The sequence below is a fragment of the Polaromonas sp. P5_D5 genome (assembly GCF_054049435.1).
On sequence record NZ_JBFUMJ010000010.1, the window covers coordinates 63,604 to 87,591 of the forward strand.

At 61.1% G+C, this 23,988-nt stretch carries 26 protein-coding genes and 1 pseudogene; 21 read left to right on the top strand and 6 right to left on the bottom strand.

Annotated features, from left to right (window positions below; translation table 11 throughout):
- Nucleotides 1-21: 21 nt before the first annotated feature.
- Together ACXJKE_RS22700 and ACXJKE_RS22705 are read left to right on the top strand one after the other, a co-directional pair.
- Complete coding sequence (locus ACXJKE_RS22700) at nucleotides 22-1,179, top strand: formyltransferase family protein (RefSeq protein ID WP_457282851.1); 1,158 nt, start codon at nucleotides 22-24, stop codon at nucleotides 1,177-1,179.
- Nucleotides 1,180-1,227: 48 nt separating this feature from the next.
- Nucleotides 1,228-1,527, top strand: a complete 300-nt coding sequence (locus tag ACXJKE_RS22705; protein WP_457282852.1) for a hypothetical protein — start codon at nucleotides 1,228-1,230, stop codon at nucleotides 1,525-1,527.
- A gap of 170 nt (nucleotides 1,528-1,697) precedes the next feature.
- Here ACXJKE_RS22705 and ACXJKE_RS22710 read toward each other — a convergent pair whose 3' ends face one another.
- Both ACXJKE_RS22710 and ACXJKE_RS22715 read right to left on the bottom strand, forming a co-directional pair.
- The gene (locus ACXJKE_RS22710) at nucleotides 1,698-2,048 is read right to left on the bottom strand and encodes a hypothetical protein (RefSeq protein WP_457282853.1); all 351 of its coding nucleotides are present in this window, start codon (nucleotides 2,046-2,048) and stop codon (nucleotides 1,698-1,700) included.
- A 59-nt stretch (nucleotides 2,049-2,107) separates the two neighbouring features.
- Entirely contained in the window at nucleotides 2,108-2,863 is a 756-nt protein-coding gene (locus ACXJKE_RS22715; RefSeq protein WP_457282854.1) for an IclR family transcriptional regulator, read from the bottom strand.
- A 109-nt stretch (nucleotides 2,864-2,972) separates the two neighbouring features.
- Between ACXJKE_RS22715 and ACXJKE_RS22720 the strand changes: the two genes are divergently transcribed.
- Genes ACXJKE_RS22720 through ACXJKE_RS22730 form a run of 3 tightly spaced genes read left to right on the top strand, consistent with a single transcriptional unit; the run spans nucleotide 2,973 to nucleotide 5,576 of the window.
- Entirely contained in the window at nucleotides 2,973-3,941 is a 969-nt protein-coding gene (locus ACXJKE_RS22720) for a Bug family tripartite tricarboxylate transporter substrate binding protein (protein ID WP_457282855.1), read from the top strand.
- 1 nt (nucleotide 3,942) lies between these two features.
- Nucleotides 3,943-4,623: an RraA family protein gene (locus ACXJKE_RS22725; protein ID WP_457282856.1), complete on the top strand. Its 681-nt coding sequence runs from the start codon at nucleotides 3,943-3,945 to the stop codon at nucleotides 4,621-4,623.
- Nucleotides 4,620-5,576: a hydroxyacid dehydrogenase gene (locus ACXJKE_RS22730; protein WP_457282857.1), complete on the top strand. Its 957-nt coding sequence runs from the start codon at nucleotides 4,620-4,622 to the stop codon at nucleotides 5,574-5,576. The genes ACXJKE_RS22725 and ACXJKE_RS22730 overlap by 4 nt, the downstream gene beginning before the upstream one ends.
- A gap of 56 nt (nucleotides 5,577-5,632) precedes the next feature.
- Here the strand turns inward: ACXJKE_RS22730 and ACXJKE_RS22735 are convergent, their stop codons facing one another.
- Entirely contained in the window at nucleotides 5,633-6,610 is a 978-nt protein-coding gene (locus tag ACXJKE_RS22735; RefSeq protein ID WP_457282858.1) for a Bug family tripartite tricarboxylate transporter substrate binding protein, read from the bottom strand.
- A gap of 231 nt (nucleotides 6,611-6,841) precedes the next feature.
- On the opposite strand from ACXJKE_RS22735, the gene ACXJKE_RS22740 reads away from it, so the two are divergent.
- From ACXJKE_RS22740 to ACXJKE_RS22750, 3 genes are all read left to right on the top strand, one after another.
- Nucleotides 6,842-7,048: a hypothetical protein gene (locus tag ACXJKE_RS22740; RefSeq protein ID WP_457282859.1), complete on the top strand. Its 207-nt coding sequence runs from the start codon at nucleotides 6,842-6,844 to the stop codon at nucleotides 7,046-7,048.
- Nucleotides 7,049-7,173: 125 nt separating this feature from the next.
- Nucleotides 7,174-7,668 (top strand): hypothetical protein, encoded by a 495-nt coding sequence (locus ACXJKE_RS22745; protein WP_457282860.1) that lies wholly within the window; start codon nucleotides 7,174-7,176, stop codon nucleotides 7,666-7,668.
- Entirely contained in the window at nucleotides 7,665-8,564 is a 900-nt protein-coding gene (locus ACXJKE_RS22750) for a hypothetical protein (protein WP_457282861.1), read from the top strand. The genes ACXJKE_RS22745 and ACXJKE_RS22750 overlap by 4 nt, the downstream gene beginning before the upstream one ends.
- Nucleotides 8,565-8,598: 34 nt before the next feature.
- On the opposite strand, the pseudogene ACXJKE_RS22755 reads toward ACXJKE_RS22750, so the two are convergent.
- From ACXJKE_RS22755 to ACXJKE_RS22765, 3 genes and pseudogenes are all read right to left on the bottom strand, one after another.
- Nucleotides 8,599-8,841, bottom strand: a pseudogene (locus ACXJKE_RS22755) (helix-turn-helix transcriptional regulator); the annotation flags it as partial.
- Nucleotides 8,842-8,856: 15 nt separating this feature from the next.
- Nucleotides 8,857-9,531 (bottom strand): glutathione S-transferase family protein, encoded by a 675-nt coding sequence (locus ACXJKE_RS22760; protein ID WP_457282862.1) that lies wholly within the window; start codon nucleotides 9,529-9,531, stop codon nucleotides 8,857-8,859.
- Between the two features lie 52 nt (nucleotides 9,532-9,583).
- Entirely contained in the window at nucleotides 9,584-10,627 is a 1,044-nt protein-coding gene (locus tag ACXJKE_RS22765) for an AraC family transcriptional regulator (RefSeq protein WP_457282863.1), read from the bottom strand.
- Nucleotides 10,628-10,808: 181 nt separating this feature from the next.
- On the opposite strand from ACXJKE_RS22765, the gene ACXJKE_RS22770 reads away from it, so the two are divergent.
- The 13 genes from ACXJKE_RS22770 (at nucleotide 10,809) to ACXJKE_RS22830 (ending at nucleotide 23,481) form a co-directional block, all read left to right on the top strand.
- Nucleotides 10,809-12,431: a carboxyl transferase domain-containing protein gene (locus ACXJKE_RS22770; protein ID WP_457282864.1), complete on the top strand. Its 1,623-nt coding sequence runs from the start codon at nucleotides 10,809-10,811 to the stop codon at nucleotides 12,429-12,431.
- Nucleotides 12,432-12,566: 135 nt separating this feature from the next.
- A complete protein-coding gene (locus ACXJKE_RS22775) occupies nucleotides 12,567-13,415 on the top strand; it encodes an alpha/beta hydrolase family protein (RefSeq protein WP_457282865.1) in 849 nt (282 codons plus the stop codon).
- 1 nt (nucleotide 13,416) lies between these two features.
- Nucleotides 13,417-14,196: an enoyl-CoA hydratase/isomerase family protein gene (locus ACXJKE_RS22780; RefSeq protein WP_457282866.1), complete on the top strand. Its 780-nt coding sequence runs from the start codon at nucleotides 13,417-13,419 to the stop codon at nucleotides 14,194-14,196.
- Nucleotides 14,196-14,864 carry a DUF4126 domain-containing protein gene (locus ACXJKE_RS22785; RefSeq protein WP_457282867.1) on the top strand — a complete coding sequence of 223 codons (669 nt, stop codon included), beginning with the start codon at nucleotides 14,196-14,198 and terminating at the stop codon, nucleotides 14,862-14,864. The genes ACXJKE_RS22780 and ACXJKE_RS22785 overlap by 1 nt, the downstream gene beginning before the upstream one ends.
- Nucleotides 14,857-16,848 carry an ATP-binding protein gene (locus tag ACXJKE_RS22790; protein WP_457282868.1) on the top strand — a complete coding sequence of 664 codons (1,992 nt, stop codon included), beginning with the start codon at nucleotides 14,857-14,859 and terminating at the stop codon, nucleotides 16,846-16,848. The genes ACXJKE_RS22785 and ACXJKE_RS22790 overlap by 8 nt, the downstream gene beginning before the upstream one ends.
- Nucleotides 16,849-16,871: 23 nt before the next feature.
- On the top strand, nucleotides 16,872-17,801 hold the full coding sequence (locus ACXJKE_RS22795; protein WP_457282869.1) for a 2-hydroxyacid dehydrogenase: 930 nt from the start codon (nucleotides 16,872-16,874) through the stop codon (nucleotides 17,799-17,801).
- A gap of 36 nt (nucleotides 17,802-17,837) precedes the next feature.
- Complete coding sequence (locus tag ACXJKE_RS22800) at nucleotides 17,838-18,296, top strand: DUF3592 domain-containing protein (protein WP_457282870.1); 459 nt, start codon at nucleotides 17,838-17,840, stop codon at nucleotides 18,294-18,296.
- A 26-nt stretch (nucleotides 18,297-18,322) separates the two neighbouring features.
- Nucleotides 18,323-19,243 carry a hydroxymethylglutaryl-CoA lyase gene (locus tag ACXJKE_RS22805; RefSeq protein WP_457282871.1) on the top strand — a complete coding sequence of 307 codons (921 nt, stop codon included), beginning with the start codon at nucleotides 18,323-18,325 and terminating at the stop codon, nucleotides 19,241-19,243.
- Between the two features lie 16 nt (nucleotides 19,244-19,259).
- Complete coding sequence (locus ACXJKE_RS22810) at nucleotides 19,260-19,997, top strand: YbaK/EbsC family protein (protein ID WP_457282872.1); 738 nt, start codon at nucleotides 19,260-19,262, stop codon at nucleotides 19,995-19,997.
- A gap of 47 nt (nucleotides 19,998-20,044) precedes the next feature.
- Nucleotides 20,045-20,695 carry a 2-hydroxychromene-2-carboxylate isomerase gene (locus tag ACXJKE_RS22815; RefSeq protein ID WP_457282878.1) on the top strand — a complete coding sequence of 217 codons (651 nt, stop codon included), beginning with the start codon at nucleotides 20,045-20,047 and terminating at the stop codon, nucleotides 20,693-20,695.
- A 192-nt stretch (nucleotides 20,696-20,887) separates the two neighbouring features.
- Nucleotides 20,888-22,546 (top strand): MFS transporter, encoded by a 1,659-nt coding sequence (locus ACXJKE_RS22820; RefSeq protein ID WP_457282873.1) that lies wholly within the window; start codon nucleotides 20,888-20,890, stop codon nucleotides 22,544-22,546.
- A gap of 121 nt (nucleotides 22,547-22,667) precedes the next feature.
- Nucleotides 22,668-22,826 (top strand): hypothetical protein, encoded by a 159-nt coding sequence (locus tag ACXJKE_RS22825; RefSeq protein WP_457282874.1) that lies wholly within the window; start codon nucleotides 22,668-22,670, stop codon nucleotides 22,824-22,826.
- A gap of 190 nt (nucleotides 22,827-23,016) precedes the next feature.
- The gene (locus ACXJKE_RS22830) at nucleotides 23,017-23,481 is read left to right on the top strand and encodes a hypothetical protein (protein WP_457282875.1); all 465 of its coding nucleotides are present in this window, start codon (nucleotides 23,017-23,019) and stop codon (nucleotides 23,479-23,481) included.
- Nucleotides 23,482-23,988 lie beyond the last annotated feature (507 nt).

Genomic DNA, 23,988 nt, shown 5'->3' on the forward strand with positions numbered 1-23,988 from the left:
CATTCCTAAAGAGACGTGTCCATGAAATGCGCTTTGGTCGGTTCCCGTTTTTTCGCAGCCTCGGTGTTTGAGGCGCTTCGCAAAGAAGAAGGCATTGAGTTCACCAGCATCGTCGCCCCGGCTGAAGACGACCGGCTGGCGATTGCCGGGCGCGCCGCCGGCATCCCCGTGCACGTGCTGGCCAACCCCAAGATCGTGCCCGGCGAGGCCATTGCCGAAGGCACCGAACTCATCATCGCCGCGCACACCCACGCCCGCGTGAGCGATGACGCCCTTGCGCGCTCGCGTCTGGGCGGCATCGGCTACCACCCCTCGCTGCTGCCACGCCACCGCGGCATTGCCGCCGTTGAATGGACGATTCTGGAAGGCGACCCGATTGCCGGCGGCTCCGTCTACCACCTGGCCGACGGCTGGGACGCAGGCGCCATCGCCGCGCAAGACTGGTGCTTTGTCAAAAAAGGCGAAACCGCCCGCGAACTGTGGGAACGCGCCCTGGCGCCCATGGGTCTGGCGCTGCTCAGCAAGGTCGTGCACCACGCCCGCCTGCAAGGCAGCCTGCCCGCCGAGGTGCAAGACCCGGCCTTCGCCACCCGCGCGCCCATGCTGCGCAAGGCCGTGGTGCTGACCGAAGAGGTCTCATCCGCCAACACTTCGTTGGTCGTCTCCATCGTCGGCACAGACCGCCAGGGCATCGTTAGCTCCCTGGCCGACAAAGCCCAACGCTTCGGCGCCAACTGGGCCGCCAGCCGCATGACACGCCTGGCCGGTGAATTCGCCGGCATGGTCCACTTCGAAGTGCCCCGCGAAAACGCCGACAACCTCGCCAACTCACTGCGCGGCCTGCAGTCCAGCGGCCTGCAAGTGGTGGTGGCAAAGAGCGACGGCGCCAACACCCCCGCCGCACTGCGTGTGTTTGAACTCGAACTGGTAGGCGAAGACCGCCTCGGCATCGTCAGCAACCTGACGAAGATGCTGGCCGAGCGCGGCATCAGCATCGAGAGCATTCACACCGACATCGTGCGCAGCGGCGTCTCAGGCAAACAGACTTTCAAGGTCGAGGCGCATTTGCTGGTACCGGCCAAGTTGTCGGTAGAGGCTTTGCAGAAAGAGCTGGGCACCCTGGCCAGCGAGATGATGCTGGATATTGCGCTGGGGGAGCGGCAGCTTGCTGTCGGGTAAGTCAACACGCATCTCGGGCATGAAGTGAGCTGAGAGTACGGAATAGCAATGGTTGAAATCGTTGTGGCGGTGCTGGTTGTCGGTGCCCTGGCTGTGCTGCCCATCGTTGGGCTCATCATCCAGGTGTGGCGTGACCGCCGGGGCAAGCGGAGGAATGCGCAGGGCAGGTGTTACGCCTGCGGCGGGTCGGGCTTTCTATGGCCTCTGCCTCACTACAAAGGCGCAACCTTCAATTACTGCCTGCCATGCAGTCAACGCCAGCGCCGGATGTCCACGATGACCGGGCTTGTCGCTGCCGGGGTTCTGGTGGTGGGCTTGTGTGCCTGGTTGATCGTGCGCGAGCTTTAAGAGATTTCGCTTGGGGGAGCGGCAGGTTTCCGGCAAGTGAGCTGAGATTCGGCTTGTCCGGCGTGGTGGCTGCGAGTGCTGGCAGTAACGAAAATCATGATTTGCTGTAATAGCCCTGAGTTCAAGCAACACTACAAATCCTGAAACCATGACCAGCGACTGCATTGGCGTCAGTTCATGACATCAACGACAAGCAGCATGTTCATGACTATCTTGCTTTGGCGTTCAAGATGTCGGCGAAGACGTGAGGAGGCCAATTGCGTGCCCATTTGAAACAGAAAATAATCGATGTTTGCGAAAACAAAATCAAAGAGAAAGGCGAAAACGTCGGCGTGTCTTTCTACGCGTTTTTTGCCAACAAGAATGACAACCCGGAACTCCTGATGGAAGCCGCAAAATGGTGGATCCAAACGCACCGGCTGGACCACTTTGAGAAAGCGTTGAAGATCAGGCGTCTGGTTGAGCAGGAAGCGGTCGATTGAGAAAAACCGCGCCTTGATGTAAGCGTCCTCCAGGGCCATATCCGCCCCAGGCACCTTTATCCTTCTCAGACGATTGCGAGACAGCTCACAAGCCGCTTTCAAGGATGCCAGCGCGAGACTGCCCGCGGCGTCTGAGCCGACTTGCTTCCGGCGAGCGCATACGACAGCTGGTTCGCCGCGCGGATGACGCTCTTTGCGTGCTTCATCAGTTTGGTTTTTGAGAGCCGCGCACTCGGGCCCGAGATGCAGATGGACCCCAGCAATCGCCAGTTGAGGCCGAACACCGGCGCCGCCACACTGGCCACTTCGGCTTCGCGTTCGCCCATCGAGATCTGGTACCCCTGCTCTCGGATCGACTCGTAGGGTTCTCCCGCTGCGCCGCTGAAGGCCAGGATCACACGCCCCGGCGCGCCCTTGTTCAAGGGCAGCCGCTCCCMGACACGCACGTGGTGCCGCACTGATTGCGGCCCTTCGACGCGTGCTACGCAGGCGCGAATGTCGCCTTCGCGCACGTAGAACGACGCGCTTTCACCGCTTGCCTCGACGAGCTGGTGCAGCGTGGGCTCGACAATGCGGTTGACGTCGAACCCGGCCTGGTAGCGCGCACCCAGCCAGCCAGCGGCCGGCCCCAGCCGCCACTGGCCGTCGTCGGCCTGCACCATGTATTGCGACAAGGCCAGCGTGCGCGCCAGGCGCAGCACCGTCGTCTTGTGCATGTGTGAGCGCCGGCTCAATTCCGCCAGCGAAAGCGTTGACTCGCCCACCTCAAAAGCTTCCATCAGCGAGAGCGCCCGCGTCACCGCGATGACGCCGCCGCCCGTCTCAACTGGCTCATTTGCTGGATCGTTGCGCATGCCGCACCATGGTTCACTGTATGAAACGGTATTGTATGGCGTGCAACGCGCGCCTACAGTCACACCCATACCGCAGCTATTGTTTTAAAGCGGAGCCTTGGAGACATACATGAAACTTTCCCGCCGTTACGTGCTGGTCGCTGCCATCGCGTGTTCCCTGGCCACCAGCGCTTTTGCGCAGGCCTGGCCCACCAAACCCATTCGTCTCGTCGTGCCGTTTCCGGCCGGCGGCGGCACCGACATCATTGCCCGCGAAGTCACGAACAAGGTCACGGGCTCGGGCTACACCTTCATCGTTGACAACAAGCCGGGCTCTGGCGGCAATCTCGGCGTAGACGCCGTGGCGAAGTCACCGGCAGACGGCTACACGCTGGTGCTCGGCCAGACCAGCAACCTGGCGATCAACCCCAGCCTGTACGCCAAGCTTCCGTACGACCCCGTGAAAGACCTCACGCCCGTGAGCCTCGTGGCGAGTGCGCCGCTGGTCATCGTCGTCGCGGCGGACTCGCCGTACAAGACGCTTGCTGACATCGTGGCAGCGTCCAAGGCCAAACCCGGCTTCCTGAACTACGCGACCTCCGGCAACGGCACCGTCGCGCACCTTGCAACCGAATCCTTCCAGAAAGCAGCAGACGTCAAGCTCACGCACGTGCCGTACAAGGGCGCGGCGCAGGGCGCCACCGACCTGATTGGCGGGCAGGTGCAGCTCTATGTGTCCTCCATCCCCACGCTCATCGGCCACATCAAGAACGGAAAAATGCGCGCCATCGCCGTCACCTCGGCCAAACGCACCGAAGACCTGCCGCAGGTGCCGACCATTGCCGAGTCCGGCTACAAGGGCTTTGAGGCCGTGACCTGGTTCGGCATTGCCGGGCCCGCGAACCTGCCGAAGGAAGTCGTCGCCAAACTCAACGCCGACATCAACAAGGCGCTGCAGGCGGCCGACCTGCGCAAGAAGCTGCGCGACCAGGGCGCCGACGTGGAAGGGAGCACGCCGGAGCAATTCAGCAAACTGATCCGGGAAGACATCACCCGCTGGGGCAAGATCGTCAAAGAATCCGGCGCGAAAGTAGACTGACATGACACAAGACATCATCCGCAAATTTGACCGCGTACCGGCCGCCATCGTGCGCCAAGCCGCTGCATTCCAGCCTGCCATCCTGGCCGACGTGGCCGGCCGCCGGGGTGCGATGCACGGGCGCATCAAGGCATTGCGCCCCCGCATGAAATTTGCCGGAACGGCCCTCACCGTTGAAGTTCGCCCTGGCGACAACCTGATGATTCACGCGGCCATGTCACTGGCGCAGCCGGGTGATGTGTTGGTCATTGACGGCAAGGGCGACCTCACCGCCGCGCTGATGGGCACCATCATGATGACCGCCTGCAAACAGCTGGGTATCGTCGGTGTTGTCATTGACGGCGCAGTGCGCGACACCCTCGAAATCGACGAAATGGATTTCCCTGTCTTTGCGGCCGGGTACAACCCGAACGGCCCCACCAAAACCTGCCCGGGCCGCATCGGCCATCCTGTAACGGCAGGCGGTGTCACCGTGCATGCGGGCGACTTCGTGATGGGCGACGCAGACGGCGTTGTCGTCGTTGAACGCGAGAAGATCGAATCCCTGCTGCCGGCCGCTGTGAAGAAGGTGGCCGACGAAAACGCACGGATAGCGGCGATCAAAAAAGGCGACACAGCGGCGAAGTGGCTGGACTCAGCGCTGCGCAGCGCCGGTGTGTTGAAAGAAGGCGAGTCGCTATGAGCAACGGGCAAAGCACCATGAAACCCGTCATTCTGGTCACTGCGGCAGACCTTGCACCCGAAGCGCTGGCGCTTTTGCAGGGCTACGAAGTCATCTACGCCGGCAAGACGCCGACGGAAGAAGACATCGTCGCCCTCTGCCAGCGACACGACCCGGTGGGCATCATCGTGCGCTACAGCAAGGTGGGGTCAGCCGCCATCACGGCGGCGCCATCCCTGCGCGTGATCTCCAAGCACGGCAGCGGTACCGACACCATCGACAAGGTGGCCGCCGCCGCGCGGGGCGTCGAAGTGCGTGCCGCGGCCGGCGCCAACGCCAATGCCGTCGCCGAGCAGGCCCTGGCGTTGATGCTCGCCTGCGCAAAGTCAATTCCCGTGCTGGACGCACGCATGCACGCCGGCCACTGGGACAAGGCCACCCATAAGAGCGTGGAACTGTATGGCAAGACTGTCGGGCTGGTGGGCCTGGGCGCCATCGGGCTGCGCTTTGCACGCATGGCGAGTGCACTGGGCATGGAGGTATTGGGCTTTGACCCTTACGCCAAAGAGCTGCCGGAATTCATGACACGGGTCGAGCTCGAAACGCTTTGGCAAAACGCCGACGTGATTTCGCTGCATTGCCCGTTGACGGATGAGAACCGCAACCTGCTGAATGGCGCCACGCTGGCCAAGTGCAAGAAAGGTGTGATCATCGTCAACACGGCGCGCGGCGGGCTGGTAGACGAGGCCGCTTTGCTCGAAGCCCTTCGCAGCGGGCAAGTCCATTCAGCGGGCCTGGACAGCTTCAGCGTGGAACCCATGGCGCCAGGGCACCCATTCCAAAGCGAGCCGGGCATCATCCTGAGCCCACACATTGGCGGTGTCACGAGCAACGCCTACGTGAACATGGGCGTTGCAGCTGCACGCAATGCGCGAAGCGTGATTGAAGGCGTTACCGCTGCGGCTTTGACTTAGCTTTTGATTGACGGCTGCCTGGGGCATGCGCCCAGCCCCGGCCACCACCTTCGCTTTTACTGCGGCACCAGGCCGGCGGCTTTCACCAGGTCGGCGTGGATGCGAATCTCTTCTGATATCACTTGCGCCAGGGGCTTGGCCTCATCGGGCGCCGGCTCCATGCCGATTTCCAGCAGTCTGGTTTTGGCATCGCCTCTCAGAAAGGTCTTTGCGGATTTGCTGAGCTTGTCAATCACCGGCTGCGGCGTTTTGGCGGGCACCAGCAGGCCGATCCATGCCGACAGCACCACATTGTTCACGCCGCCTTCGCGCAGCGTGGGAATGTCCGGCGCAGAAATGGCACGTTTCTCACTCAGCACACCCACCGCATGCAGCTTGCCCGACTTGATGTGCGGAAGCGCCTCCGGCAGCGGGGCAAAGGCCATGTCCACCACGCCGCCGATCAGGTCGGTAATGGCCGGGGCACCGCCCTTGTAGGGAACGTGCAGCAGCTTGGCGCCTGTCTGGCTTTCAAACATCAGCCCCGCCAGGTGCTGCGGGCTGCCGTCACCTGAAGAGGCATACGTCAGCTTGCCCGGGTTGGCCTTGGCCGCCGCCAGAATGCTGGCCGGCGTTCCATACTTGGCCTTGTCGTTCACCACCAGCACCATGGCCTGGTTGACCAGCTTGGTCACCGCCACAAAGTCGGTTTCGGGGTTGTAGGGCAGTGTTTTGAAGATGCTCTTGTTCGTCGTCAGAAAAGACGCCGGCGACACCATGATGGTGTAGCCATCCGGCACCGCCTTGGCCACCACCGGCACCCCAATCTGCCCCGAGCCGCCGGCCCGGTTGTCCACCACAAAGGGCTGGCCCAGGTCGGTGGTCAGCTGCTGACTGACCTGCCGGGCCACCATGTCAACGCTGCCGCCAGCCGGCAGCGCGACGATGACTTTGACGGGGTGGTTGGGGTATGTGTCTTGCGCAAAGGAGGGAGTGGCCAGCGCCAGGCCGGACGCGGCGCAAAGCGCCAGGCAAGCGGTGCGGGTGAATGACATAGGTCGCTTTCAGAGTTGGAGGATGCCGGGGCGTCGCCAGTTCATGCGCTGCAAAACTTGCCCCGCCGCAGGCCGAGCGAATGCAAGTTGTATGCCTATGAGCAGGACTCCCATGAATCACCTCATCGCTGCGACGCTTACAGAGGGAGCTAAAACCCCCGCCGCACCGTGCACGTTTGAGCTAAGCTCGTAGGCGAAGACCGCCTGGGCATCGTCAGCAACCTCACCAAGATGCTTGCCGAGCGCGGCATCAGCATTGAAAGCATTCACACCGACATCGTGCGCAGCGGCGTCTCAGGCAAACAGACCTTCAAGGTGGAGGCGCATTTGCTGGTGCCGGCTAATTTGTCGGTAGAGGCGTTGCAGAAGGAGCTGGGGACGCTGGCCAGCGAGATGATGCTGGATATTGCTTTGGGGGAGAGGCAGGTTGCTGGGTAGGTGAGTTAGGAGGACAGGCCTTCTTCTAAAAGCACCACGCTACAGAGCTCAATCACTTAGAATCGGTAACAAATTGTGTGACGAAATCGTGAAGTAGCGCTGTAAAAAAAACGAATGAGACATTAATGGCCGGCCCAATCTACTACTCAACAAACCCTTGGATTGCGCACGATTTCGCTACGAAATATCTTGGAGGCGTGCATTTCGCCTGGGTATGCGAATATTTTGATGCTGGGATGGCGCCCCCGGGAACTGCCGCCGCAGCTATTGCTCCAAGTTCAAATCCTAAAAATATCTATCATCAGCTTGCAACTGATGTAGAAGGAGAAGATGTTCACAGTTCACTGATAAAAAGCTATCAGAAGACTTTTAGACGTCTAAGCGTTCAATGGCACGCTGTTGGCAAAATTAATCTTGCCCAGAAGGACGAAATGATGGCAATCATTGGTTCCAAAAGCTGGAAGATATGGCGCCCTATCTTGTATGCAATACCTAAAGCGGGAATTGCCCCTGCGCGTTTGATAACGGTCCCTCACAAATTGCGCGCAGCTTTAGGGCCGGAAATGCAAATTGTGGATTTAATGCCTCACGAGTTTGACATCATCGAGTTCAAAAAATGATCTCTACTGTTGCAAATTTTGCTCCTTCGGTTGCTGCTGGAATTCTCGCAAGAGCAGCTTTCGCTATTGAGGATTTAGTAAACCCTGCTTCGGCATATCGGCTGCCGGGTGAGTCTTCTATTCGAGAAGCGATTTTTCAGGAAGTTCGAAGCTCGCTTGGGGTTGCTCGTGATGATGAAACGCCTGCAACTTTGGAAAAAATAAGCGATGTAATAGATAAAGAATTAGACGTACTTTCGGCAACCAAAGATAGCGATTCTGTTCTCAAAGAGTTGGCAGCAAAGGGGGAGATTCCTTCTGATCTCTATGAAGTCTCTATCATTCCGAACGTCCGTGAAATTTACGCGGAAAAATGGTACGCGGAACAAGATTTGATAATCACGACAATTCGCGAATCCGATCAGGAGCAACATTTTGGACCAGAGTCTGATGAAGATAAGCTGGCACTAATCTCGTTGTTCTCTAAAACATATTCAGAAAAAATTCCTCACAACAGCTTCACAATGCTGGTGGCTGCCAAACGGGACGGAATGGCGCTACAAGTTCATCAAGCATGGCGAATTTACGAGGATGAAGTTAAGACGAAAGACGCTAAAGATCTTATTGATTTGTTGCGTAGGTTCAGTAACGTGTTTGGAGTTGAATTTGAGGTGGGCGGGCAGAAAGGAAAGTTCATCTTAAATTTAAGTTTGCCGGATGATATTGATGCGAAACAAAAAATAGATGTGACGGCGTCTTTTGCTGTTGATGGTCGGGGTCGAAAGATACCAAAGCCGATGCATTTCATGCTGTCAAACTTTACGACGAAACGATCGAATAAAACTATTAGTACGTCACTTACCGTTGCCCTTGACATTAAGAAGTACAAGTCAAGCCTTAAAAATCATGGGTGGTAAGAAGACGACTGAAAAATTGACGTGCTCGCAACTATTAGGAGCTGGCACCCCGAAACACTGATGGGGAAGTTCCAGTCCAGTCTCGAGACGCCCGAATAAAACTCTTCTCATTCCGAAACCTCGAAGCCTCAGCCACCTGCTTGATCGGCTTTGACGCCCTCAGCAACAACTCCTTCGCCTTCTCAAACCGCACCTCGTCGTTGAGCTGCTGCAGCGAAGCCCCTTCCTCCTGAAGCTGGCGGTGCAAGGAGCGCGCAGACACATTCAGCGCCGCCGCTTCTCCCCGTTCCAATCACTTGCCCGGCCGCATGTCCGGTGCCGGTGTGGTGGGGATGCCCTGGTCCAGCGCGGCCTGGTGTTGCGCCTGCAGGGCGCGCTGGAATGCCGGGCGTTGCTCCAGCTGCCGGTGGTAATGGCGCACGGCATCGGGGAATTTTTCCGCAAGGCCGAGGTGGCTGGCCAGCATGAGGGCGTAGTGGACCGACACATCGGCTGCGGTGAAGCGGCCGGCACAAAGAAATTCCTGTTGCTGCAGGGCGGCGTCCATGGCTTTCAGCCGGGCGAGGAACCAGCGGCTGTAGTCTTCGGCGACCTGGGGCTGTTTGCGCTCTTCGGGTTCGAAGTGGGTATAGCGCAGCACCAGGGTTTGCGGAAAGGTCAACGTGGCTTCGCCCATGTGCAGCCAGTTCAGGTAAGCGCCATGGGCCGGGTCTGTCAGCGCAACGTCCAGTTGGCCGGGGCTGTGCCGTGCCGCTAGGTATTGGCATATCGCTGCGGATTCGGTCATGCGGGTGTCGCCGTCAACCAGCAGCGGCACGGTGCCCAAGGGGTTATCCGCCAGGAACTCGCGGGCCAGCGCGCGCGGCGGAAATGGCAGCATGCGCAGCGTGTAGGGCAAGCCCAGCTCTTCGAGCATCCACAAGGGCCGGAACGAGCGGGCGCTGACGCAGTGATGAAGGGTGATCATGCGCACAGTCTAGAGCGCAACGCGTCACAAGTCCTGCCACGAAGGGGGCAAATCAGGCCAGCGGCTGCTTGCCTTGCCGAAACTCCGCCGGTGACTGGCCGCTCCACTCCCGAAACGTCCGGATAAAGCTTTTCTCATTCCGAAACCCCGAAGCCTCAGCCACTTGCTTGATCGGTTTTGAGGTTCGCAGCAACAACTCCTTCGCTTTCTCAAACCGCACCTCGTCCTTAAGCTGCTGCAGCGAAGCGCCTTCTTCCTGAAGCTGCCGGTGCAATGAGCGCGCGGACATGTTGAGCGCTGCAGCCAAAGTCTCTGCGTTGTGCGAAGCCACCGCGGGGTTCGCCAGGGCCTGCCGCACCTGCTCCACCAGCAGCCTGTCGCGCCGGTACTGCAACACCGTCAGCGGCAAAGCGCGCTGCAGCATTTGCTGCAAAGCCTTTTCATCGCGCCGCAGCGGCAAGCCCAAATAGCGTGCATCAAAACGGATCTCGGCCTGGGCGGCATTGAACTGCAGTGACGGCCCGGGAAACATCAGCCCATAGGCCTCTACATGCGGCGGCGCGGCAAACGGAAAGCGTGTCCCCTGCAGGGGAATGCGTGAATCCACATACCAGCAGGCCAGGCCGTGGATGTTGCGCAGCACGTGCACCAAAGCAAACTCACCGACCTTGCCGGGGGCTTTTTCTTCGACGCTGATGGCGGCGGTGTCGCCGGCGGTGCTTAGGCGCAGGGTGATGTCGTCGGCGATCAGTGCGTGGTGGCGGCACCAGCGTTTGAGGGCCACGCCCAGGTTGGGTGAGCTGATGGATGCGCGGGCCAACATGCCGTAGCTGCCCCAGGGCAGTTTGCGGTTGAAGGCGCCCAGGCCTTCGTCGTCCAGCTCCTGCATGGCGGCGCCAGAGAGTTGCTCCATCTGGCGGGCGGTGATGTGGGCGCTGGCTTGTTTGAGCTGTGTTGGCGTGATCTGTGCCAGTTTCAGGGCTTCTGCCGGGCTTTGGTTGTAGCGTTTGTAGGCAGAAGCAATACTTCTGGCAAAGGCCATGGGCGTGGCGGCTTTGGGTGGGCTGGCGGGCTTGGCGGGTGCTTTCGTAGGCATGGTGACAATTTTCCGCGTAGGTGGCAGGATTTGCAACCTCATTGGCTGTGTGGATGGGGCGGGTTTTCGCTAAGCTGGCCCTTTAGCGCTAATCTGGCGCTAAGGTAGGGGCCACGCGCCCGAAGGTCTGGCGCAGGCCAGCCCCGTTTCAGCGCCTTTCACCCGTATTTCAGGAATTGCCATGCCCGCTCTGGAGACAAAACTCAACGCCCGTTCTGCCGACTTTCAGGCCAATGCCGCCGCCATGCAGGCGCAGGTAGATGACCTGAACGCGCAAGTCGCCAAGGCCGCCCTGGGCGGCGGTGAGGCCACGCGGGCGCGGCACGTATCACGCGGCAAGCTGCTGCCGCGAGACCGCGTGCAGATGCTGCTGGACCCGGGCACGCCCTTCCTCGAGCTCGGCCCGCTGGCTGCCAAAGACATGTACCCCGACCGCGACGGCACCGACAGCGCGCCCTGCGCCGGCGTCATCACCGGCATTGGCCGCGTCAATGGGGTGGACTGCATGATCGTGTGCAACGACGCCACGGTCAAAGGCGGAACCTACTACCCCATGACGGTGAAAAAGCATTTGCGCGCGCAGGAAGTGGCGATGCAAAACAACCTCACCTGCATCTACCTGGTCGACTCGGGCGGCGCCAACCTGCCGAATCAGGACGACGTGTTTCCAGACCGCGACCACTTTGGCCGCATCTTTTTTAACCAGGCCAACATGAGCGCGCAGGGCATTGCGCAGATCGCCGTGGTCATGGGCAGCTGCACGGCCGGCGGCGCGTATGTGCCGGCCATGAGCGACGAGACCATCATCGTCAAGAACCAGGGCACCATCTTTCTGGGCGGCCCGCCGCTGGTGAAGGCGGCCATTGGCGAAATCGTCAGTGCTGAAGACCTGGGCGGCGGCGATGTGCACACGCGGCTTTCGGGCGTGGCCGACCACCTGGCGCAAAACGACGCGCATGCGCTGGCGCTGGCCCGCCAGGCCGTGGCCAGCCTCAACAAAACCAAGCGCTTCGACCAGGCCCTGCGCACACCGGTGCCGCCGCTGCACAGCCCGCAAGAGCTGCATGGTGTGATTCCGGTGGACCCAAAAAAACCGTATGACGTGCGCGAGGTGATTGCCCGCATCGTCGACGGCAGCGAGTTTCATGAGTTCAAGGCGCGCTTTGGCCCCACGCTGGTCTGCGGTTTTGCGCACATTGAAGGCATGCCTGTGGGCATCATCGCCAACAACGGCATTTTGTTCAGCGAATCAGCCCAGAAGGGCGCGCATTTCATCGAGCTGTGCTGCCAGCGCAAGGTGCCGCTGGTGTTTCTGCAGAACATCACCGGCTTCATGATTGGCCGCAAATACGAAGCCGAAGGCATTGCCCGCCACGGCGCCAAGATGGTGACGGCCGTGGCCACGGCCCAGGTGCCCAAGTTCACCGTGATCATCGGCGGCAGCTACGGCGCCGGCAACTACGGCATGTGCGGCCGGGCGTATTCACCACGCTTTTTGTGGATGTGGCCGAACGCGCGCATCTGCGTGATGGGCGGCGAACAGGCCGCCGGCGTGCTGGCCACCGTGAAGCGCGACGCGATTGAAGCCAAGGGCGGCACCTGGAGCGCCGAAGAAGAGGCCGCCTTCAAGCAGCCGGTGCTGGATCAGTTTGGCCAGCAGTCGCACCCGTATTACTCCACGGCGCGGGGTTGGGACGACGGCGTGATTGACCCGGCCGATACGCGGCGTGTGCTGGCGCTGGGCTTGTCGGCCACGCTGAACCAACCGATTCCGGATACGAAGTTTGGCGTGTTCCGCATGTAAGCCTGCGGAGCGAATAAAGACCATGAACAACACCTACGTCATTCTGAGCATACGGAAATCGTGTGGGAAAGAAATGGCCAAAAAGGTATTGACGTGAAACAGTATCGACTTTGGCCCTTCCTGTTATGTGCCGCAATGCTTGTCACCACCGGCGCCGCGCAGGCTCGCTTGCGTGAAGACCAGTTCGACTTGCCGGTGAAGGTGGTCGACGCGTACGGCAAGACGATCGAGCACACCATCAAGGTGACCGTCTTCTCTGACGGCGTGAATCCCTGGCCGGCCCCGGTGCTGGTGCTCAACCACGGGCGTGCTGTCGAGCCGGAAGACCGGGTGAAAGTCGGGCGGGCACGGTTCAGCAACGCGTCGAAGTTTTTTGTCCAGCGCGGCTTTATCGTCGCCGTACCGACACGTATCGGCTACGGCGTGAGCGGTGGCGAGGACGTGGAATACAGCGGTGCCTGTAATCGCAAGAACTATCCACCGGGCTATGCGGCTGCGGCTGCGCAGACTCTGGCGGTGCTTGAGGCCGTGCGGCAACGTCCGGACGCTGCGAAGAACCGGGCTGTTGTGATGGGGCAATCGTACGGCGGAACTACGGCGGCTACCGTCGCTGCGCTCAACCCGCCGGGTGTGCAGGCCAGCATTAATTTCGCCGGAGGCGGGGGAGGCAACCCCAAAACCCACCCGCAACAACCCTGCCAGCCGCAAATGCTGGAACGCCTGTTTCGCGATTACGGGGCAACGGCGCGCATCCCCATGCTCTGGGTCTATACCGAAAACGACATGTACTCTGGCCCGAAGCTGCCAAGGGAGTGGTTCGACGCCTATGTGGCTGCGGGTGGCAAGGCCGAGATGACGCAATACCCTCCGCATGGCGAAGACGGGCACAGCCTGTTTTCCCGCTTTCCCGAGGTGTGGCAGCCGCGGGTTGCCGAGTTTCTTGACACCGTGGGCTTTAGCAAGCCAGCCGGAAAGGACAAATGAGATGAACCATCTGAACATCCAGATCGAGTCGCTGGTGGCGACCGTCACGCTGAACCGCCCCGACGTGCGCAATGCTTTCAACCAGGAGGTCATTGCCGAGATGACGCAGGCTTTTGTCGAGCTGGGCATGCACGACGAGGTGCGCTGCGTTGTGCTGGCGGCCAATGGCCCGGCATTTTGCGCAGGCGCCGACCTGAACTGGATGCGCAGCATGGCCGACTACACCCATGCGCAAAACCTGGAAGACGCGGGCCGCCTGGCCACCATGCTGCAGGCTGTTTATGAATGCCCCAAGCCGGTGATTGCCCGCATACAGGGCGACGTGTATGCCGGCGGCATGGGCCTGTTGGCGGCTTGCGACATGGCTGTGTCAGTGGACACGGCAGGCTATTGCCTCAGTGAGGTGAAACTGGGCCTGATCCCGGCCACCATCAGCCCGTATGTGATTCGCGCCATGGGCGCGCGGGCGGCGCATCGTTACTTCCTGACGGCTGAACGTTTTGATGCGGCGGAGGCCTTGCGCATTGGTTTTGTTCATGAAGTGGTGACGGCCGACGCGCTGGACGCCAGGGTGGCCGAGATGGTGAAGGCCCTTGTCAACGCCGGCCCGGAGGCCGTGAAGCTGTGCAAGCAACTGGTGCAGGACGTGGGCGGCCAGCCCATCACGCCGGAACTGGTGCAGAGGACGGTGGAAAGCATTGCCGATGTGCGTGTGAGCGCGGAAGGGCGTGAGGGCGTTCAATCCTTCCTGCAAAAGCGCAAACCGAACTGGATCACTTGATGCAAGCGTTGGACACCGCGCAACTGATTGCTCTCGCCGGTGCGCTGGGCTGGGCCAGCGGCGTGCGCCTGTACCTTGTCGTGCTGCTGACCGGGCTGGCCGGCTTTATGGGCTGGGTAGAGCTTCCGCAGGGCCTGCGCCTGCTGGCCAATCCGGTGGTGCTGGGCGTCAGCGGCTTCATGGTGTTCATTGAATTTTTTGCCGACAAGATTCCGGGCCTTGATTCGCTGTGGGATGTGGTGCACGGCGTGATTCGCATCCCAGCGGGTGCGGCGCTTGCGGCGGCGGTCTTTGGCGCCGACAACGGCCTGGGCGCGTTGGTAGCGGCGCTACTGGGCGGCACGCTGGCCGCCACCAGCTTTGCGGCGAAGGCCACCACGCGCGCAGCCATCAACACCTCGCCCGAGCCTTTCAGCAATATTGGCGCCTCGCTGATCGAAGACTCGCTGGTGCCGGCCGGCCTGTGGCTGGCGATTGCCCACCCGCTGGTGTTTGTGGTGGTGCTGGCTTTGGTGCTGGCGCTCAGCATCTGGCTGATACGTGTTTGCTGGCGCTTTTTGCGCCAGCTGTTCACCCGCGTGGCCCGCATCTTCAGCGGCCGGCCGGACCCGGGCACCACTTCCGCATTTACCTTGAAGTCTCCTTTCTCAAAGAACGACCATGTTTAAAAAAATTCTTATTGCTAACAGGGGCGAGATAGCGTGCCGTGTGGCGGCAACTGCGCGCCGCATGGCCATTCAATCTGTTGCGGTGTATTCCGATGCCGACGCAGGCGCCAAGCATGTCGGCTTCTGCGACGAGGCTGTGCACATCGGCGGCAGCGCACCCAAAGACAGCTATCTGCGCTGGGAACGCATCATCGAAGCCGCCAAGGCCACCGGCGCTGAGGCAATTCACCCGGGCTACGGCTTCCTGAGCGAGAACGAGGAATTTGCGCAGGCCTGTGCCGACGCGGGGCTGGTCTTCATTGGCCCACCGGCGTCGGCCATCAAGGCCATGGGCCTGAAGGCTGAGTCCAAACAGCTGATGGAAAAAGCCGGCGTGCCGCTGGTGCCCGGCTACCACGGCAGCGACCAGGACCCGGCACTGCTCAAGCGCGAGGCCGACCGCATTGGCTACCCGGTACTGATCAAGGCCAGCGCGGGCGGCGGCGGCAAGGGCATGCGCGCGGTCGACAAGACGGAAGACTTCGACGCGGCGCTGGCATCGTGCAAGCGCGAAGCCATCAACAGCTTTGGCGACGATGCGGTGCTGGTGGAAAAATACGCCCAGCGCCCGCGCCACATCGAGATCCAGGTGTTTGGCGACACGCATGGCAATTACGTCTACCTGTTTGAGCGCGACTGCTCGGTGCAGCGCCGCCACCAGAAGGTGCTGGAAGAGGCGCCTGCCCCCGGCATGACCGAAGCCATGCGCAAGCAGATGGGTGAGGCCGCCGTGGCTGCAGCGCGTGCCGTGAATTACGTGGGTGCGGGTACGGTGGAATTTATTGTGGAACAGCGCGCTGACGGCAGCATGAACTTCTTCTTCATGGAAATGAATACGCGCCTGCAGGTGGAGCACCCGGTGACCGAAGCGATTACCGGCCTTGACCTGGTCGAGTGGCAGCTGCGCGTGGCCTCGGGCGAAAAACTGCCGCTGGCGCAAGACCAGCTACGCATCACCGGCCATGCCATCGAAGCACGTATCTGCGCTGAAACACCTGACAACAACTTCCTCCCTGCTACCGGCACGCTGCATGTTTACAAGAAGCCGGCGCACACGGCGTTTGAAAGAGGACAGGTCCGCGTGGATGACGGCGTGCGCGAAGGTGATTCGATCTCTCCGTACTACGACTCCATGGTGGCCAAGCTGATCGTGCACGGCGCGACCCGCGAGGAAGCACTGGCCCGGCTGGACGACGCGCTGGCGCAGACCCGCATCGTGGGTCTGAGCACCAATGTGCAGTTCTTGCGTTATGTGGTGCGCAGCCCTTCGTTTGCCAAGGCCAACCTCGACACCGCGCTGATCCAGCGCGAAGAAGCCGTGCTTTTCAAGCAGGAGCCGGTGGGCCTGGCCATGGCGGGTGCGGCGGCGGTGGCCAAAGCCCTGCTGGATGAGCGGGCCATGGAAGGCGCAGACCCTTTCAGCCGCCGCGACGGCTGGCGCTCGCATGGTGTGATGGAGCGCCGCTTTGAGTTTGAATTCCACGGCGAACCTGCCAAGGCAACGCTGGCCTACCTGCACGACGGTGCGCTGCGCCTGACGATTGGTGAGGCATCGGGCCCGCTGGTGTTTGCTGAAACCGCCCAGGGCATTGACGTGCAGTTTGCCGGCCAGCGCATGACGGCTGCCGTGTATGCCCAGGGCGAGCTGGACCATGTGTTCACCGCGAAAGGCGCGACACAGATCCTGTCGATTGACCTGCTGGCCCATGCGGGCGAAGCGCAGGCCGAAGGCGGCCGTCTCACGGCGCCCATGCCGGGCAAGGTGGTGTCGTTTGCCGTCAAGGCGGGCGACAAAGTGAGCAAGGGCCAGCCACTCGCGGTGATGGAAGCCATGAAGATGGAGCACACCATTGCCGCGCCGGCCGATGGCGTGGTGCAGGAACTGCTGTATGCGCCGGGCGACCAGGTGAGCGAGGGTTCGGAATTGTTGAAAATAGCCGTTTGACCTGACTTTGACGGAAGTTTTCAATGCGCATCAGTTTTTGCTGTTCCGATATCAAACCCCAGCCCTGGGTAGACGGCCTGAAGGCCGAGTTTCCCGATGCGCAGGTGGAGTTGTGGTCCGCCGGCGCGGCGCCGGCCGACTACGCGGTGGTCTGGGCGCCGCCCCAGCAGTTCTTTGACGAGCAGCCAAAGCTCAAAGGCATCTTCAATATTGGCGCCGGCGTTGATGCGCTGATGAAGCTGCGGCTTCCAGCCGGCGTACCGGTGGTGCGGCTGGACGATGCGGGCATGTCCGTGCAGATGGCCGAATTTGTGTGCCATGCGGTGATTCGCCACTTTCGCGAGCTCGATGGTTACGAGGCTGATATTGCCGAAGGCAAATGGTCGTACCGCAAGCCGCGCCTGCGCACTGACTACCCCATTGGCGTGATGGGCCTGGGCGTGCTGGGCGAGCGCGTCGGCCGCGCGCTGGCCCAGTTTGACTTTCCGGTCAATGGCTGGAGCCGGTCGCCCAAGACGATTGAGGGCGTGCAGTGCTTTTCAGGCGATGCGGGTGGGCAGGGTTTTCAGGATTTCCTGGCGGCCAGCCGCATCCTGGTGTGCCTGCTGCCGCTGACGTCTGAAACGCGGGGCATCATGAACCTGGACACCCTGTCGCAGTTGCGGCCGGGCGGCTATGTCATCAACGTGGCGCGCGGCAGTCACCTGGTCGATGGCGACCTGATCACGCTGATCGACAACGGCCACCTGGCGGGCGCCACGCTGGATGTATTCCATGTTGAACCGCTGCCGGCAGATCACCCTTTCTGGAAACACCCGAAGGTCACGGTAACCCCGCACACCTCGGCCCGCACGTTGCGCGAGGAAAGCATCACCCAGATTGCGGGCAAGGTGCGTGCCGTCGAACGCGGGGAGCGGGTTGCTGGTATTGTTGATCCACTGCGTGGCTATTGAAGTGACCGTTGAAGCGCAGGCCCCGGAGTTTCATTGATGCCATCGTCCACATCTCACCGCCTGCTCAGTGTTTTGGGCTGGTTGTTGCTGGTGCCTAGCGGGCTGACAGCCCTGGCAGCGCTCTGGTTGCTGGCCTCAAGCCTGGGGCTTGGCAGCGACACCCGCACGGTAGCCGGGCGGGTGGTGGGGCATGAAGCGTCCCGCCTGAAGCTCAGCACGGGCCAGAAAAGCATTGTCGAATTTTCCGCGCACGATGGCCGTACCCTGCGTGTGGCTGATCCGCTGGTGCGCCAGGGCGGCGCCGTCCATAAAGTGGGTGAGGCCGTGAAGGTGCGTTATCCGGTGGCAGATCCGGTGCAGGCCCAGATTGTGGGGTCGGTGCTGGTGCAGGGCTTTATCGGTGGGGTTCTTTTGTTGTTCAGTGCGCTGGGTGTGCTGGCCGGTTGGCTGCTTTTGTGGTTGCGCCCGCGCGGCGCGGCACCTGCGGCCGCCTGATCCTGAAATCGAATACGGAAAAAACCATGTCCTTGCCCTCCAAAGTCAAAATTGTCGATGTCGGCCCGCGCGACGGCTTGCAAAATGAAAAAGCCCAGGTGCCTGCCGCCGTAAAGATCGAGCTGGTGCACCGCCTGCAGGATGCGGGCCTCACAGAGATTGAAGTCACAAGTTATGTGTCGCCCAAGTGGGTGCCGCAAATGGCCGATAACGCCGAGGTGATGGCCGGCATCAAGCGCAAGCCGGGTGTGCGCTATTCGGTGCTGACGCCCAACATGAAAGGCTTTGAAGCCGCAATTGCGCCGTCGCGCGAGCTGTGGCCCGACGAGATCGTGGTGTTCGGCGCGGCCAGCGAGGCTTTCAGCCAGAAGAACATCAACTGCTCGATTGCCGAAAGCATTGAGCGCTTTCGCCCCGTGGTCGAGGCCGCGCGTGAAAAAGGAATCTATGTGCGAGGCGCGATGTCCTGCACCGTGGGCTGCCCCTATGAAGGCGACATCGCGCCTGAACGTGTGGACATGCTCGCCGGCCTTATGAAGGGCATTGGTGTGCAGCATGTGGGTGTGGCCGACACGATTGGTGTGGGCACGCCGCTCAAGGTGCAGCGCGCCATGGAGGCGACGCTCAAGCATTTCGACATCGACGATGTCTCCGGGCATTTTCACGATACCTACGGCCAGGCGCTGGGCAATACGCTGATGGCATTGCAGATGGGCGTGTGGCAATACGACACTTCCTCGGCGGGGCTGGGCGGCTGCCCGTTTGCCAAGGGCGCGACGGGCAATGTGGCGACCGAAGATGTCGTGTACATGCTGCATGGCATGGGCATTGAGACGGGCATTGACCTGGACAAGCTCATTGATGCGGGAAAATTCATCAGCGATTTTCTCGGGCGCAAGCCGAATTCCCGCGCGGCAACCGCGCTTCTTAACAAACGAATGAATTGACATGTGTGGCGCTGAATTGAAGACTTTGCCTGAGGGCGTGCAGCGGGTTGCCGCAGTGCTGCTGGACAGCGGCCACCTGCATGCACCCGTCATGCTCGACGATGCCGCGCGCACCGCGCAGCAGGCGGCCGATGCATTGGGTGTGCAGGTGGGCCAGATTGCCAAGAGCATTATTTTTCGCCGCAAGTCCGACGATGCCGCCGTGCTGGTGGTGACGTCCGGCGACCAGCGGGTCGATGAAAAAAAGGTCGAGGCCATGGTGTGTATCGATGGCAAGCGCCTGGCACGGGCCGATGCGGAGTTTGTGAAGGCGCGCACGGGGTTCTCCATAGGCGGTGTGTCGCCGCTGGCGCATGCCACGCCCTCCGTGACGCTGATTGACCGCTCGCTGTTCCGCTTTGAAACCGTGTGGGCGGCCGCGGGCCATCCGCATGCGGTGTTCCAGCTGTCGCCGCAGGAGCTTGAGCTGCTGACGGGCGCACCGGTGGCGGACTTTGCGGTGAATGTGGACGAAGACAAACTGGCGAGGAAGCACGCGATCGAACTGGTTTCCCTGCGCGCGGCCACACTCGACGATGAGCCGGACGTTCCGTCGCCCTGCATTTCCGTGTGCCGCATGAATTCGACTTCGGGCCTGTGCGAAGGCTGCTTTCGCACGCGCGATGAAATTGCGCAGTGGAGTGGGGCCGACGACACCGCAAAGCGCCATATCTGGACATCCATAGGGCAGCGCATGGCTGCGATGCAGCCATGACCGGCGAGAACACAACGATGAAGCCGGCAGCCGGTGATGCACCCGCGATCAAGCACATCACATGCTACTTCGACGTCATTTCGCCCTATGCCTTTTTGGCTTTTGAGCGCCTTCCAGAAGCGCTGAAGGGTGTGAGCTACAGCGTGGCGTACACGCCGGTGCTGTTCGCGGGCATGCTCAAGCACTATGGCCAGCTGGGCCCTGCGGAGATCGCCCCCAAACGCGACTGGACCTACCGGCAGGTGTTGTGGCTGGCGCACAGCCTGGGTATCGCGATGAAGATGCCGGTCAGCCACCCCTTCAACCCATTGCCCTTGCTGCGCCTGGCTGTGGCCTGCGGCCCCGAGGGGCAGGGTGGCACGCCCAACCGCTATGCGTGCGAAACCATCTTTCGTCATGTCTGGGGCGAAGGCGGTGAAGTCGGCGATGCGGCCCGTTACGAAGCCCTGCTCAAGCAGCTTGCGCCGGTACGCGATGTGCAGGACGAGGGCGTGAAGGCGCAGCTTAAAAGCAATACGGAAGCGGCGATTGCCAAGGGCGTTTTTGGCGTGCCGGCGTTTGAGGTGGACGGCAAAATTTTCTGGGGCCTGGATGCGCTGCCGATGCTGCGCGAGTACCTGCTCGGCAGCCCCTGGTTTGATGGTGATGGCTGGAATGCCGTGTGTAAGGTTGCGACGGGCATCAAACGCGGGGCCTAAGAAGGTTTTAAGCGTTTTCCCTGAGGTGCTTCGCATGCTGAAAAGTTCTTCAAGGGTTTCCCCTTGACTTGTCAGCCAAGCATAAGTTTCGTGAAAGCTCCTGTTAGTTTCACGTCAGAGCTAGGTCAGGCACAACCAAAATAATGAAGGTAGCTTCCATACCGGAAGTCTCATTATTTTGGAGACAACATCATGGCAACAGCCGTCGACAACAGGCCGATGACAGCCGAGCAGAAGAAGGTGATTTTCGCCTCCTCGCTCGGCACCGTATTTGAGTGGTACGACTTCTATCTCTACGGTTCATTGGCAGCCATCATTGCCAAGCAGTTCTTCAGCGGACTGGATGCAGGCTCTGCCTTCATCTTTGCGCTGCTCGCTTTTGCAGCCGGTTTCATCGTGCGCCCCTTCGGCGCGCTGGTGTTCGGCCGCCTGGGCGACATGATCGGCCGCAAGTACACCTTCCTGGTCACCATCGTGATCATGGGCTTGTCGACCTTCATCGTCGGCCTCTTGCCCAACTACGCATCCATCGGTGTCGCCGCTCCGGTGATCCTGATTGCCCTGCGCATGCTGCAAGGCCTGGCGCTCGGCGGTGAATACGGCGGTGCAGCTGTCTATGTGGCCGAGCACTCGCCACAGGGAAAGCGCGGTGCCTATACCTCCTGGATCCAGACCACAGCCACGCTGGGCCTGTTCCTGAGCCTGCTGGTCATCCTGGGTGTGCGTACCGCCATGGGCGAAGTCGCATTCGCCGACTGGGGCTGGCGCATTCCGTTCATCGTCTCCATCCTGCTGCTGGCCGTGTCGGTCTACATCCGGTTGTCGATGAACGAATCCCCCGCCTTCCAGAAAATGAAGGCTGAGGGCAAGACCTCCAAGGCACCGTTGTCCGAGTCTTTCGGCCAGTGGAAAAACCTGAAGATCGTGATCCTGGCGCTGATCGGCCTGACCGCCGGCCAGGCTGTGGTGTGGTACTCCGGCCAGTTCTACGCGCTGTTCTTCCTGACGCAGGCGCTCAAGGTCGACGGCCCCACGGCCAACATCCTGGTGGCTTATTCGCTGATCCTGGGTACGCCTTTCTTCGTGATCTTCGGAACGCTGTCCGACAAGATCGGCCGCAAGCCCATCATCATGGCCGGCTGCCTGCTGGCTGTGGTCACCTACTTCCCCGTGTTCACTGCGCTGACCAAAGCCGCCAACCCTGACCTGGCCGCGGCACAAGCCAAGAACAAGGTGGTTGTGACCGCCGATCCGAAAGAGTGCTCGTTCCAGTTCAACCCGACCGGCACCGTCAAGTTCACCAGCTCTTGCGACATCGCCAAGCAGGTGCTGGCAGGCGCTTCGGTGAGCTATGACAACGTCGCAGCACCCGCCGGCACCGTGGCCACCATCAAGATCGGCGAAACCGCCATCCCCAGCTACAACGCCAAGGGCCTGAGCGCCGACGACGCCAAGAAGAAGGACGCCGAGTTCAAGAAAGCGGTCGCGGACGACCTGAAGGCTGCCGGCTACCCGAGCAAGGCTGATCCAGCCAAGGTCGACAAGGTCATGGTCACGGTCATCCTGTTCTATCTGGTGCTGCTGGTCACCATGGTGTACGGCCCGATCGCCGCCATGCTGGTGGAGCTGTTCCCGACGCGCATCCGCTACACCTCCATGAGCCTGCCGTACCACATCGGTAACGGCTGGTTCGGTGGCCTGCTGCCCACCACGGCTTTTGCCATCGTGGCGCAGACCGGCAATATGTACAACGGCCTCTGGTACCCGATCATCGTCGCCGCCATGACGCTGGTGGTTGGCACCTTGTTCATCAAGGAAACCAAGGACGTGGATATTTACGCCAACGACTGATGGGTATTTGCGCCGGTGCGGGCCAGGAGCCCGCACCGGCCTTTTCAGGCTGAAAAGCCTTGTGTTTTTTACGGGCCCTCGTCATCCATTTGCCGGGGGCTTTTTTTTGGGAGAAAGAAAGATGTGGAAAATTGTTGTGGGTTTTATCGTGATTGCCGGGCTGGCATTATTTCTGTTGAACAAGGGCGGCGATATTGATCTGAGTGGTGAAAAACATGGTGCTTCGCGGCTGGATGTACCTGTTGTTGCGGCTGCTTTTGGGGTTGATGCGGGCGGTTGAGTGAAGGGATCAGGCTGGCAGCGCGTGGCGCATTCGCAGGCAGGACAGTGCCGCGACATGCCCGAAATAGGTGCGGCGCAGGTAAAAATGAGGTAAATTGAATTAACAGAGACAAAACAAGCCATTACAGCGTCTCTTAATATCAAGCACCGCATGGTGGCGCCCTCGCGCATTTACTGGAGACCAGCCGATGATTTACACCAAGACGGAAGCCGGCCAGACCGCCGTACAGAACCGAACCGTCGCATTGACCCCCCGGCAGCGCTCTGCCTTTATCATGTTTGACGGCAAACGCAGCATGGCCGATGTGGTCAAGGCCACCTCAGGATTCGGCGTAACCGCAGAAGACATCAACCACCTGATTTCGCTGGGCCTGCTGGCGCCGCTGGCAGTGCAGCCGCCTGCCGAGCCAGTCCCTGAGGTGTCGGCGCACAACGCCGACGGCAGTCCCACCCTGAATGCGCAAGAGCATTATTCAAGGGCTTACCCCATCGCCACGCGGCTGACGGCCGCCCTGGGCCTTCGGGGTTTCCGGCTGAACCTTGCGGTGGAAGCCGCAGGCGACATCGACAAGCTCAAGGAGCTGGCACCCAAAATCAAGGAAGCTGTAGGCCCCGAGAAGTTCAAGGAACTTGAGCAGGCTCTGTACGGCTGAGCAAACCCGTACGGCTTGGCGCCGCAGGTGTGCGAATTCGCAAGCAGGGGCCGCGATCCGGCTATGCCGGGCGCAAGGCGCCTGTCCCCCTTGGGGGGAGGTGACGCTACACGAAGTGAGCGTCGGCAGGGGGTATCTTCAAACCTGCATGGCTTGGCCGCGGGTCTGCGAATTCGCAAGCAGGGGCCGCGATCCGGCTATGCCGGGCGCAAGGCGCCTGTCCCCCTGGGGGAGGTGACGCTACACGAAGTGAGCGTCGGCAGGGGGGATTCTCTTTCCAAGCAGGGGCCGCGATCCGGCTATGCCGGGCGCAAGGCGCCTGTCCCCCTTGGGGGGAGGTGACGCTACACGAAGTGAGCGTCGGCAGGGGGTATCTTCAAACCTGCATGGCTTGGCCGCGGGTCTGCGAATTCGCAAGCAGGGGCCGCGATCCGGCTATGCCGGGCGCAAGGCGCCTGTCCCCCTGGGGGAGGTGACGCTACACGAAGTGAGCGTCGGCAGGGGGGA